We start from the raw sequence: 11,541 nt of genomic DNA, 5'->3' as shown, positions 1-11,541 counted from the left end.
CGAGCCTGCTTCCCGATGTCTGTAACGCCAGTTCACAAGCACTAAAAAACTGAGATCCGCGACGCATGTTGCAAAAATAATGCGTAATTATGCCGTTACGCTTGCCAAACGTTCCTGCACAATGGCGATGAAATCGCGTAATGCCGGCTTCATCTCCCCTTTCTTCCACGCCATCAGTAAAGCAATGGAAGGCACATTTCCGGCAATGGGACGAAAAACAACCTGTCCGGTATTAAAATTATTCATATAACCGGGTATCAAAGTGACGCCCAGCCCCATGCCCACCAGATTCATGGTCACCAGAATATTCGTTGCCACCTGGACGATATTTGGCTGGCTGTTTTCTTGCGCAAACCACGCTTTAACGATCGGCGCAAGCGAACCGGAATACACCGGATCGGTACTGACGAAATTCACGCCATCCAGTTGCGCGGCGGTGATCTCTTTTTCATGTGCTAAAGGGTGATCAACCGGTAACACAACCACTAATGGTTCGTCAAAAAGCTCCAGATAATCAATCTCCGGGCTATAAACAGGATGGCGCATTAAGCCGACGTCGAGTTCACCACGGCGAATTTTTTCCTCCTGTTGCGTGGTGATTAAACTCACCAGCTCAATCAAGGTGTCTGGCTGTCTGAGACGAAACATCGGTAATACTTTTGGCAGTAAATTCACTTCCGCCGATGGCACAAAGCCAATGGTTAATTGTCTGTCTTCCTGAACAATTTTCCGCGCCCGTAATTTGGCATTTTCCGCTTGTTCGAGGATTGCCAGCGCGTCCTGGAGAAAACATTCTCCCGCCGCCGTCAACGCGACTTTGCGCTTATCCCTCACCAGTAACGGAACACCGACACAGTTTTCAAGATCGCGGATCTGGCTGCTTAACGAAGGCTGTGAGGTATGCAGTTTTTCCGCCGCACGGGTAAAGTTCAGTGCCTGCGCCACTGCGACGAAATAGCGTAAATGCCGTAGTTCCATCACCTTCCCCTTGTTATCGAAAAAACGTCTCAGCTGGTAGAAATTAACTATTTCACATATTAGCAACCAACCAGCAACATCCTTATGGCACAAAAATAGAAGGTCAATACATCTTATCTTTCAGGATTAAAAAATATGACCACACCCTCAGATTTGAACATTTACCAACTGATTGACACCCAAAATGGTCGGGTCACTCCGCGTATTTATACCGACCCGGATATTTACCAACTGGAGCTTGAGCGTATTTTTGGTCGTTGCTGGCTATTTCTCGCCCACGAAAGCCAGATCCCAAAACCCGGTGATTTCTTTAACACCTACATGGGAGAAGATGCGGTTGTCGTAGTGCGTCAGAAAGACGGCAGCATCAAGGCGTTTCTCAACCAATGCCGCCACCGGGCCATGCGTGTGAGTTATGCAGATTGCGGCAACACTCGCGCCTTTACCTGCCCGTATCACGGCTGGTCTTATGGCATTAACGGCGAGTTGATCGATGTACCGCTGGAACCTCGCGCCTACCCACAAGGGTTGTGTAAATCCCACTGGGGACTAAACGAAGTTCCTTGTGTGGAGAGTTATAAAGGGCTAATTTTTGGCAACTGGGATACCAGCGCACCGGGCCTGCGTGATTACCTGGGTGACATTGCCTGGTATCTGGATGGCATGCTGGATCGTCGCGAAGGCGGCACCGAAATTGTCGGCGGCGTACAAAAGTGGGTGATCAACTGTAACTGGAAATTCCCGGCAGAGCAGTTCGCCAGTGACCAGTATCATGCTCTGTTCAGCCATGCTTCTGCCGTTCAGGTATTAGGGGCGAAAGATGATGGCAGCGATAAGCGCCTCGGTGATGGACAAACCGCCCGCCCGGTGTGGGAAACCGCCAAAGATGCGCTGCAATTTGGTCAGGACGGTCACGGTAGCGGTTTCTTCTTTACTGAAAAACCGGATGCTAATGTCTGGGTCGATGGCGCAGTTTCAAGCTATTACCGCGAAACCTATGCCGAAGCAGAACAACGTTTAGGTGAAGTTCGCGCCCTGCGCCTGGCGGGTCATAACAATATTTTCCCCACGCTTTCATGGCTAAACGGCACTGCCACACTCCGCGTCTGGCATCCGCGCGGCCCTGATCAAGTTGAAGTGTGGGCGTTCTGTATTACTGACAAAGCCGCCTCCGATGAAGTTAAAGCCGCTTTTGAAAACAGCGCCACTCGTGCTTTTGGTCCTGCTGGTTTTCTCGAGCAGGATGACTCGGAGAACTGGTGTGAAATCCAGAAATTGCTTAAAGGCCACCGCGCCCGCAACAGCAAACTGTGTCTGGAAATGGGGCTTGGTCAGGAAAAGCGCCGCGACGACGGCATTCCTGGCATTACTAACTATATCTTTTCAGAAACTGCCGCTCGTGGAATGTACCAACGCTGGGCCGATCTTCTGAGTAGCGAAAGCTGGCAGGAAGTGCTCGATAAAACCGCCGCTTACCAGCAGGAGGTGATGAAATGAGTGCGCAAGTTTCACTAGAGTTACATCACCGCATTAGCCAGTTTCTCTTTCACGAAGCCAGCTTACTGGACGACTGGAAATTTCGTGACTGGCTGGCGCAGCTCGACGAAGAGATTCGTTACACCATGCGCACCACAGTTAACGCGCAAACACGCGACCGCCGCAAAGGCGTCCAGCCACCGACAACCTGGATTTTTAATGACACCAAAGACCAGCTGGAGCGGCGAATCGCCCGTCTGGAAACGGGCATGGCCTGGGCAGAAGAGCCGCCGTCACGCACCCGTCACTTAATCAGCAACTGCCAGATAAGCGAAACCGACATCCCAAACGTATTTGCTGTGCGGGTAAATTATCTGCTTTATCGGGCACAAAAAGAGCGCGATGAAACATTCTATGTTGGAACGCGTTTCGACAAAGTTCGCCGTCTGGAAGATGACAACTGGCGCTTGCTGGAACGGGATATCGTCCTGGATCAAGCGGTAATCACTTCCCATAACCTGAGTGTACTGTTCTGATGAATCGAATTTATGCGTGTCCCGTTGCGGATGTGCCGGAGGGTGAGGCTCTCCGGATCGATACCTCGCCCGTCATCGCCCTGTTCAACGTTGGCGGCGAGTTTTATGCCATTAAAGATCGTTGCAGCCATGGTAATGCGTCAATGTCAGAAGGGTATCTGGAAGATGACGCCACGGTGGAGTGCCCGCTACACGCCGCCAGTTTTTGCCTGAAAACGGGGAAAGCGTTATGCCTGCCCGCCACCGATCCGCTCACCACTTATCCAGTACACGTTGAAGGTGGTGACATTTTCATCGACTTACCGGAGGCGCAGCCATGAGCGATCTGCATAACGAGTCCATTTTTATTACCGGCGGCGGATCGGGATTAGGGCTGGCGCTGGTCGAGCGATTTATCGAAGAAGGCGCGCAGGTTGCCACGCTGGAACTGTCGGCGGCAAAAGTCGCCAGTCTGCGTCAGCGATTTGGCGAACATATTCTGGCGGTGGAAGGTAACGTGACCTGTTATGCCGATTATCAACGCGCGGTCGATCAGATCCTGACTCGTTCCGGCAAGCTGGATTGTTTTATCGGCAATGCAGGCATCTGGGATCACAATGCCTCACTGGTTAATACTCCCGCAGAGACGCTCGAAACCGGCTTCCACGAGCTGTTTAACGTCAATGTTCTCGGTTACCTGCTGGGCGCAAAAGCCTGCGCTCCGGCGTTAATCGCCAGTGAAGGCAGCATGATTTTCACACTGTCAAATGCCGCCTGGTATCCTGGCGGCGGTGGCCCGCTGTACACCGCCAGTAAACATGCCGCAACCGGACTTATTCGCCAACTGGCTTATGAACTGGCACCGAAAGTGCGGGTGAATGGCGTCGGCCCGTGTGGTATGGCCAGCGACCTGCGCGGCCCACAGGCGCTCGGGCAAAGTGAAACCTCGATAATGCAGTCTCTGACGCCGGAGAAAATTGCCGCCATTTTACCGCTGCAATTTTTCCCGCAACCGGCGGATTTTACGGGGCCGTATGTGATGTTGACATCGCGGCGCAATAATCGCGCATTAAGCGGTGTGATGATCAACGCTGATGCGGGTTTAGCGATTCGCGGCATTCGCCACGTAGCGGCTGGGCTGGATCTTTAAGGAAGCACGATGAAAGAAAAAACGATCATTATTGTCGGTGGCGGGCAAGCGGCGGCAATGGCTGCGGCCTCGCTACGCCAGCAAGGGTTCACCGGTGAGCTGCATCTGTTTTCCGATGAGCGACATCTTCCTTATGAACGACCTCCACTCTCGAAATCCATGTTGCTGGAAGATTCCCCGCAGTTACAGCAGGTGTTACCCGCTAACTGGTGGCAGGAAAACAATGTTCATCTGCATTCCGGTGTAACCATCAAAACGCTGGGTCGCGACACACGAGAGTTAGTGTTAACCAACGGCGAAAGCTGGCACTGGGATCAGCTTTTTATAGCAACCGGCGCGGCAGCTCGACCGCTGCCGTTGCTTGATGCACTGGGAGAACGCTGCTTTACCCTACGCCATGCCGGTGATGCCGCCAGACTGCGAGAAGTTCTGCAGCCCGAACGGTCAGTCGTGATTATCGGTGCCGGAACTATTGGTCTGGAACTGGCTGCCAGCGCCACGCAGCGCAGATGTAAGGTGACAGTGATTGAACTGGCGGCAACCGTCATGGGCCGTAATGCACCACCGCCCGTGCAACGCTATCTTTTACAGCGCCACCAGCAGGCTGGTGTGCGCATTCTGCTCAATAATGCCATTGAACATGTGGTCGATGGTGAAAAAGTAGAACTGACGCTGCAAAGTGGGGAAACGCTTCAGGCTGATGTGGTGATTTACGGTATTGGTATCAGCGCCAACGAGCAACTGGCTCGCGAGGCCAACCTTGATACTGCCAATGGCATTGTCATTGATGAGGCTTGCCGCACCTGCGATCCCGCGATCTTTGCCGGTGGCGATGTGGCAATCACTCGTCTTGATAATGGTGCACTACACCGCTGCGAAAGCTGGGAAAACGCCAATAACCAGGCGCAAATTGCCGCTGCCGCAATGTTAGGGCTACCGCTACCGCTACTGCCGCCGCCGTGGTTCTGGAGCGATCAGTACAGTGATAACTTACAGTTTATTGGCGATATGCGTGGCGATGACTGGCTTTGTCGTGGCAACCCGGAAACTCAGAAGGCGATTTGGTTTAATCTGCAAAACGGCGTGCTTATCGGTGCGGTCACGCTGAATCAGGGGCGTGAGATTCGCCCAATTCGCAAATGGATCCAGAGCGGCAAAACGTTTGATGCGAAACTGCTGATAGATGAGAACATCGCGCTTAAATCACTGTAACCAGGATAATTAGCGAATATCTCAATGCCTGGGGCGTGGCGAGGTGCAAGAGTGTGTATTACGTTTAAATCACATTATCTTGCAAAGGGATTGGTTATGAACACACTACGTTATTTTGATTTTGGAGCTGCCCGCCCCGTTTTGTTATTAATTGCCCGTATCGCCGTGGTCTTAATTTTCATTATTTTTGGTTTTCCCAAAATGATGGGCTTTGACGGTACGGTCCAATATATGGCCTCGTTGGGCGCGCCAATGCCGATGCTGGCAGCGATTATTGCGGTAGTTATGGAAGTGCCCGCCGCGATATTAATCGTGCTTGGCTTTTTCACCCGTCCGCTGGCGGTGCTGTTTATTTTCTACACGCTGGGTACGGCGGTGATTGGTCACCATTACTGGGATATGACCGGCGATGCGGTTGGGCCAAATATGATTAATTTCTGGAAGAATGTCAGTATCGCTGGCGCGTTCTTGCTATTGGCAATTACCGGGCCGGGGGCAATTTCTCTCGATCGGCGTTAGGAAAGATGCCGGATGCGGCGTGAACGCCTTATCCGGCATTTAATAAATTACAGCCACTCTACCCGCAACGACATCTCTGAAGTTGTTGATTCCCCTGGTGCTAGCGCAATGAGATCACCCCCTTCCGGGCGATGATGATCATCCGGCGCATGGCTCATCGGTTCCAGACAGAAGAAATCAAACGCATATCCTTTATCAAACGCAGGGTCGGAAACAAAGATGAAATAACACGGTGCAGGTGGCGTCGTTTCCATGATGATGGCATAACCTTCCTGCGGCTGCTCGATGCGGGCCTGACCATTCCATCCGGCAAAACCATTGTTCACCCACTGGCGCGGCAACGGCGCGGGCTGGTTAAAATCCAGTTCCTGCGGTAGCTGCTCGCAAAACTCACCCGCCAGCCACTGCTCCCGCTCCAGCCAGTAACCGCTCGCCTGTGCCTGAATCCGCGTTTGCGGCGACAACGGAAAATAAGGATGCCAGCCGGTACCAAATGGCAGCGTCTCTGCCCCTTGATTGGTGACAGAGAGCGTCACCGTCAGCGTATCCGCCGTTAAATGAAACGCCTGACTTACCCGATAGTGATAGACACCGCTGCGATGTTCATACACCAGACACAAACTATCATCGCTGTGCGAGACACATTGCCACTCGCCCAGCCAGCCATCGCCGTGTAGATAGTGCGCATCCCACTCAACATTCGGTTGCAGTTGATACTCACGCCCCTGCCAGACAAAACGATTGCCGCTCACCCGGTTTGCAAATGGCACCAGCGGAAAACATGAGGCATCGGTTGCCACACCGCTTTTTTTACCAGGACGTAAGAGCGGCGTCGTATCGCGCCAGAAGCCTTCGATTACGCCGCCCTGGTCAGAAACGTCCAGCTTTAGCGACCCGTGGGATAAGGTATAGATGGTCATCCGCTAACTCCTTAATCCGGGAAGTTAATCACAACTTTCCCGCATTTGCCGCTCGCCATCAGCGCATAGGCATCACCTGCCTGTTCCAGCGAGAAGCGATGGGTAATGGCGTTACGCGGCCACAGCTTCCAGTCCGTCAGATCATGGGCGCATTTTTCCATATGGAACAGACTGGTCACCCAGGAGCCGATAATCCGCCGTTGATGGTGCATCAGATCGGCGCTGACCTCGAATTCCACTTTTCCGGTTTCACCAATGTAAACCACCCGTCCCCAGTCAGCGGTGGATTGCAGTGCCAGCAAGCGACCTGCGGCATTACCGGAACAATCGAGCGCAACATCCGCGCCACCGTGGGTGAGTTCGGCGATAATCTGCGGCAGACCTTCGGTGGTTGCTAAATAGCCGTGATCCATCACCCCTAACTGTTTTGCCATCGCCAGACGTTCCGGCAGCATATCAACGCCGATGATCCGTTTTGCACCGCGACCTTTCGCCAGCATCATCGCCATCATGCCGACTGGCCCCAGACCGACCACCAGCACGTTATCACTGCCGGAAACTTCGCCGCGCAAAATTCCTTCATACGCTGTACCAACGCCGCAACTGATAAACGCACCATCTTCGTAGCTCAGCGCATCCGGCAGGAGGATCAGATCTTTTTCTTCCGCCAGCAAGTATTCGGCATGACCGCCGTCACGCTGCCAGCCGTAAGCCGCTTTTCCTTCGCCAGTACAAGAAATAGGAAAACCGCGACGGCAGTTCGGGCAAAAACCACAGCCAGAAATGTGATACACCAGCACGCGGTCGCCCTCTTTAAAATGGCGGCAGCCTTGCCCCATCGCCACAATCTGCCCGCACGGTTCATGACCGTTGATAAAGCCCTGGTATAACGGTTTATCGGGTGCCGCCGCTGTGGCACGGTGTTGATGATAGATATAGTGGACATCGCTTCCGCAAATCCCGGAGGATTTCATTTTGATCAGTACCTGGTTAATCCCCGGCGTCGGCACCGCAACTTCCCGCAGATCGACGGTCGAATTTCCTGGTAAATAAGCTGCCAGCATCGTTTTCATAAATCCCTCATTAACAATACGATTAATTTTCATCCCTGCCGCACCCGCGCCAGGGGCGTTAAGGTTTAGCGTTTCGCTTTACTGCTTCGCTGGGTCAGCAAGATATTCGCCAGCACCGCCACCACGATGATGACGCCGCGTACCACCTGCTGGAAAAAGGAGTTAATACCGAGCAGCACCAGACCGTTACCGATTAGCGTAATCACCAGCACACCAAGCAATGTACCGAACAGGGAACCGCGACCGCCGGAAAGTGCCGTACCGCCGACCACGACCGCGGCGATGACGTCAAACTCCAGACCGTTTGCGGCACCTGCGTTACCAGAACCGAGGCGCGCCGCCAACAAAATGCCGGTCACCGCCGCTAATAATCCCGAAAGGGTAAAGATAAGAATGCGCACCCGACGAACGTTGATGCCGCACAACTGCGCCGCCGTAGCATTACCGCCAACGGCAAAAACCGAGCGCCCGAAGGCGGTTTTGCGGCTGATGAACACAAACAGCGCAAACAACACAATCATGATCAGCGCGGATACCGGCACACCGAGAAATTGTCCGCCCAGCCAGTCCAGCACCTCGTTTTCATCAATCGGCACTGGCAGTGCGTTCGTCATAAACAGCCCCATTCCGCGCAGGGCGCTCCACAGCCCCAGTGTGGCAACGAAACTTGGTACATTAAACACGCCGCGCAGCACCCCGGCCAGCGTTCCCATCAGCGCGCCTAACAGCAACACCATCAGGCACGCCACCGCCAGCGGAACTTCAAATTGCAGCAAAAATGCCAGGCACACCGAGACAAAAGCCACCATCGGCCCAACGCTGACATCAATTTCACCGGAGATAATAATCAGCGTCATCGCCCAGGCGGCAATCCCAATGGTGGCGGCATCGCGCAGCACGTTCATCTGGTTATTCAATGAGATAAAGCCAGGCGCGTTCAGGGAGAAGACCAGATAAAGAATGGCAATCACCACCAGCAAACCGATCTCATTAATATGGCGACTGACAAATTGTTTGAGCGAGACGCTCTTGCCCTGCGGCAATGGTAATGACGAAGCAGACATCTTCAGGTTCCTCGGTAAAATTCATCAGTGCACAGACAGAATGGCGGACATCAGCTCATCCACATTGACCGGAGCGTGAAACTCCTGCGAGAACGTGCCGTGCTGTAATAACAGGATGCGGTCACACACCAGCGGCAACTCCTCCACTTCACTGGAGATAAACACCACGCTTTTTCCTTCGGCAGCCAGCTCACGGACAATACGGTAAATCTGCTGTTTGGCTTCGATATCGACGCCGCGCGTTGGCTCGTCGAGCAACAAAATCTGGCTGGCAGCATAGACCCAACGACCGATCACCACTTTTTGCTGATTGCCACCAGAAAGCGTGCCGATGGGTGTTTCGCTACTGGCGGCCTTGACCGTCATCCGCTGCATCACCTCTTCGGTCAGGCGGCGGATGGTGGACCATTGCAGCACACCGTTGGCGCTGATTTTTTGCCGATTGGTCAGCACTGTATTTTCGTCAACGCCCAACCAGGGAATGATCCCCGCTTCTTTGCGGTTTTCTGGCGTATAGCCAATGCCGCGTTTCAGCATGTCGCCGTAATCGGGGCGCGTGATTTTCTCGCCGTTGATAACAATTTCGCCCTGTTCATACTCCTCCAGCCCAACAATCGCCTTCAGCAATTCACTGCGCCCTGCCCCCAGCAGACCAGCAATGCCGAGCACTTCGCCACGACGTAGCGTAAAACTGATATCCTCCAGCTTGGGCTTATGGCGTAACGCACGGACTTCCAGCACGGCCTGATCCACAATTTCCTGAGGGGCTACCGGCGCAATATCAACGTGATCGCGCCCGAGCATCAGCGACACAATATGATGCGTGGAGGTGTTTTCGAGCATCACATCGCCCGCCACCTGACCATCGCGCATAACGGTGGCACAGGAGGCAATGCGGCGAATTTCTTCCATCCGGTGGCTGACATAAATCACCGCCACGCCCAGTGCCGACATCTTTTTCACCGCGCTGATCACCAGTTCAACTTCCGCACTCGCAAGCGAACTGGTAGGTTCATCAAGAATGACCACGCGCGGCTCGCCCTTCATCACCCGCGCAATTTCCACCAGCTGCTTTTGCGCCGGGCTTAGTGTTGAAACAAGTTGTTCAGGACTAACGTCAACGCCCAACGCCTGTAAGCAACGTTGGGCATCCTGCGCCATTTGCAGGTAATCAATCATGCCGTTGCGGCGGGGCCACTGACCGAGGCAGAGGTTTTCCGCCACCGTCAGCCCTTCCACCAGACTTAACTCCTGATAAACCGCGCGTACCCCCAGTTCAGCGGCACGGCGAGTCAGCGTAGCTTCGTCGCCTTCCAGTCGCGTCTCGCCAATCCAGATTTCACCGCTATCCGGGCGTTCGCTGCCGGTAAGCATTCGAATGAGGGTCGATTTGCCCGCGCCGTTTTTACCTAGCAGTGCACGAACTTCGCCTTTATTGAGCGTGAAGTTAACGTTATCCAACGCAACGACGCCGGGATAACGCTTATTTCCTGCCACCACTTTTGCTACCGGGACTGCCTCTGTTGCCGTGAACATAGGGACCTCTGCGAATCAGCGATTAGGGCAGACCATCAACGTGCGTTGCCAGCCACTGTTTACCATCTTCCGTTTTGGTATAGAGATCGATAGGCACCTGAATCACTTTTTCACCGTCGGCTTGTTTATTGATAACCTTCAATGTTTGCGCGAAAACAGCATTGCCCATTTTCTTACCGGAAATATCCACTACCGCTTTCAGCACCTGATTGTTTTCCAGCTCCTGAGCAATTTCGGTTGTCATATCCGAACCGAAAACAGCAATTTTTCCGGCCTGATTTTGATTACGTACCGCTTTTACCGCGCCGAGTGTCGCACCGCCCGACTCCCCCATAATGGCGTTGAGATCCGGCGTGGAGATAATCAGTTTTTCACCAACGGAAATCGCTTTATCTAAAACAGTCCCTTCCTGATTAGCGACAATTTGCGCGCCGGGAACGCGGGATTTTAATACTTCTTCAAATCCTTTACGTCGCTGCACACAAACTTCAAAGGCTTCGCAATTGATGACGGCAATTTTCGGCTGGTCAATTTTATTGGCAATAAAATAATCGGCGGCAGCGTTACCCAGTTTTTTACCAAATTCCAGCGGATCGCCGACCAGATACGCCGAGACATATTTATCGACCCCCTTTTGATTAATACAGGTGTTGTAGCAAATCACCGGAATACCCGCTTCACTGGCGCGACGAACGGTACGGCTACTGCCATTTTCAGACACTGCCGATAAAATAATGGCATCGACATTACGCGCCACGAGGGTATCAACAAAGGTACTTTCTTTCGAAATATCACCCAGGGCGTTAGTTTCAATTAACTGTACCTGTACTGAAGAATCTTTTGCCGCATCCTGAACGCCCTGACGCACTCCAGCGTAATATCCCTGGGTATCAAGGTATATTGCACCAATGGTCATTTCTTTATCCGCAGCCCTGGCAAATAGTGCGCTACCTAATAGCGTAGCCATTAATAATAGATTACGGGTTGTTCTCATTTTTTTAGGCATAGTGCCTCCTGTAGGGTTTTTATTAACAACGGCTTATTCTAATTATTTTGTGATGAGCGGCAGCGCGTGCCGCTCAAATATTACAGTTAATA

General features: G+C 53.0%; 12 protein-coding genes. 6 read left to right on the top strand and 6 right to left on the bottom strand.

The features are described 5' to 3' along the window. Positions 1-87: 87 nt before the first annotated feature. Positions 88-978 carry a DNA-binding transcriptional regulator HcaR gene (gene hcaR / locus K0778_RS13165; protein WP_000423261.1) on the bottom strand — a complete coding sequence of 297 codons (891 nt, stop codon included), beginning with the start codon at positions 976-978 and terminating at the stop codon, positions 88-90. Positions 979-1,113: 135 nt separating this feature from the next. Between hcaR and hcaE the strand changes: the two genes are divergently transcribed. From hcaE to K0778_RS13135, 6 genes are all read left to right on the top strand, one after another. After that, positions 1,114-2,475 carry a 3-phenylpropionate/cinnamic acid dioxygenase subunit alpha gene (hcaE, locus tag K0778_RS13160; protein WP_000211172.1) on the top strand — a complete coding sequence of 454 codons (1,362 nt, stop codon included), beginning with the start codon at positions 1,114-1,116 and terminating at the stop codon, positions 2,473-2,475. Beyond that, positions 2,472-2,990, top strand: a complete 519-nt coding sequence (gene hcaF / locus K0778_RS13155; RefSeq protein WP_001276072.1) for a 3-phenylpropionate/cinnamic acid dioxygenase subunit beta — start codon at positions 2,472-2,474, stop codon at positions 2,988-2,990. The genes hcaE and hcaF overlap by 4 nt, the downstream gene beginning before the upstream one ends. Then, entirely contained in the window at positions 2,990-3,310 is a 321-nt protein-coding gene (locus tag K0778_RS13150) for a bifunctional 3-phenylpropionate/cinnamic acid dioxygenase ferredoxin subunit (protein WP_001618764.1), read from the top strand. The genes hcaF and K0778_RS13150 overlap by 1 nt, the downstream gene beginning before the upstream one ends. After that, positions 3,307-4,119 (top strand): 3-phenylpropionate-dihydrodiol/cinnamic acid-dihydrodiol dehydrogenase, encoded by an 813-nt coding sequence (hcaB, locus tag K0778_RS13145; RefSeq protein ID WP_001281379.1) that lies wholly within the window; start codon positions 3,307-3,309, stop codon positions 4,117-4,119. The genes K0778_RS13150 and hcaB overlap by 4 nt, the downstream gene beginning before the upstream one ends. A 9-nt stretch (positions 4,120-4,128) precedes the next feature. Then, positions 4,129-5,331 carry a phenylpropionate dioxygenase ferredoxin reductase subunit gene (hcaD, locus tag K0778_RS13140; RefSeq protein WP_000660788.1) on the top strand — a complete coding sequence of 401 codons (1,203 nt, stop codon included), beginning with the start codon at positions 4,129-4,131 and terminating at the stop codon, positions 5,329-5,331. A 96-nt stretch (positions 5,332-5,427) separates the two neighbouring features. Further along, positions 5,428-5,850 carry a DoxX family protein gene (locus K0778_RS13135; protein WP_001094726.1) on the top strand — a complete coding sequence of 141 codons (423 nt, stop codon included), beginning with the start codon at positions 5,428-5,430 and terminating at the stop codon, positions 5,848-5,850. Positions 5,851-5,897: 47 nt separating this feature from the next. Here the strand turns inward: K0778_RS13135 and K0778_RS13130 are convergent, their stop codons facing one another. Genes K0778_RS13130 through K0778_RS13110 form a run of 5 tightly spaced genes read right to left on the bottom strand, consistent with a single transcriptional unit; the run spans position 5,898 to position 11,449 of the window. Then, complete coding sequence (locus K0778_RS13130) at positions 5,898-6,770, bottom strand: aldose 1-epimerase (RefSeq protein ID WP_000158547.1); 873 nt, start codon at positions 6,768-6,770, stop codon at positions 5,898-5,900. 11 nt (positions 6,771-6,781) lie between these two features. Next, complete coding sequence (locus K0778_RS13125) at positions 6,782-7,876, bottom strand: zinc-binding dehydrogenase (protein WP_000700787.1); 1,095 nt, start codon at positions 7,874-7,876, stop codon at positions 6,782-6,784. A gap of 32 nt (positions 7,877-7,908) precedes the next feature. Then, on the bottom strand, positions 7,909-8,907 hold the full coding sequence (locus tag K0778_RS13120; protein WP_052932828.1) for an ABC transporter permease: 999 nt from the start codon (positions 8,905-8,907) through the stop codon (positions 7,909-7,911). A gap of 24 nt (positions 8,908-8,931) precedes the next feature. Then, positions 8,932-10,443 (bottom strand): sugar ABC transporter ATP-binding protein, encoded by a 1,512-nt coding sequence (locus K0778_RS13115; protein WP_001556163.1) that lies wholly within the window; start codon positions 10,441-10,443, stop codon positions 8,932-8,934. A gap of 22 nt (positions 10,444-10,465) precedes the next feature. Continuing rightward, on the bottom strand, positions 10,466-11,449 hold the full coding sequence (locus tag K0778_RS13110; RefSeq protein ID WP_001556164.1) for a substrate-binding domain-containing protein: 984 nt from the start codon (positions 11,447-11,449) through the stop codon (positions 10,466-10,468). Between the last annotated feature and the right edge of the window lie 92 nt (positions 11,450-11,541).

The sequence above is a fragment of the Escherichia sp. XD33 genome (genome assembly GCF_019375075.1).
Lineage (GTDB): Bacteria > Pseudomonadota > Gammaproteobacteria > Enterobacterales > Enterobacteriaceae > Enterobacter > Enterobacter flexneri_A.
The sequence above is the reverse complement of the archived record's forward strand: the minus strand, read 5'-3'. Positions and strand labels throughout refer to the sequence as shown.

What these genes read in the sequence shown, in the direction of transcription:
- hcaE (WP_000211172.1), top strand. Translation starts at nt 1,114, where the DNA reads ATGACCACACCCTCAGATTTGAACATTTACCAACTGATTGACACCCAA.
- hcaB (WP_001281379.1), top strand. Translation starts at nt 3,307, where the DNA reads ATGAGCGATCTGCATAACGAGTCCATTTTTATTACCGGCGGCGGATCG.
- K0778_RS13130 (WP_000158547.1), bottom strand. Translation starts at nt 6,770, where the DNA reads ATGACCATCTATACCTTATCCCACGGGTCGCTAAAGCTGGACGTTTCT.
- hcaF (WP_001276072.1), top strand. Translation starts at nt 2,472, where the DNA reads ATGAGTGCGCAAGTTTCACTAGAGTTACATCACCGCATTAGCCAGTTT.
- hcaD (WP_000660788.1), top strand. Translation starts at nt 4,129, where the DNA reads ATGAAAGAAAAAACGATCATTATTGTCGGTGGCGGGCAAGCGGCGGCA.
- K0778_RS13115 (WP_001556163.1), bottom strand. Translation starts at nt 10,443, where the DNA reads ATGTTCACGGCAACAGAGGCAGTCCCGGTAGCAAAAGTGGTGGCAGGA.
- K0778_RS13135 (WP_001094726.1), top strand. Translation starts at nt 5,428, where the DNA reads ATGAACACACTACGTTATTTTGATTTTGGAGCTGCCCGCCCCGTTTTG.
- K0778_RS13110 (WP_001556164.1), bottom strand. Translation starts at nt 11,449, where the DNA reads ATGCCTAAAAAAATGAGAACAACCCGTAATCTATTATTAATGGCTACG.
- K0778_RS13120 (WP_052932828.1), bottom strand. Translation starts at nt 8,907, where the DNA reads ATGTCTGCTTCGTCATTACCATTGCCGCAGGGCAAGAGCGTCTCGCTC.
- hcaR (WP_000423261.1), bottom strand. Translation starts at nt 978, where the DNA reads ATGGAACTACGGCATTTACGCTATTTCGTCGCAGTGGCGCAGGCACTG.
- K0778_RS13125 (WP_000700787.1), bottom strand. Translation starts at nt 7,876, where the DNA reads ATGAAAATTAATCGTATTGTTAATGAGGGATTTATGAAAACGATGCTG.
- K0778_RS13150 (WP_001618764.1), top strand. Translation starts at nt 2,990, where the DNA reads ATGAATCGAATTTATGCGTGTCCCGTTGCGGATGTGCCGGAGGGTGAG.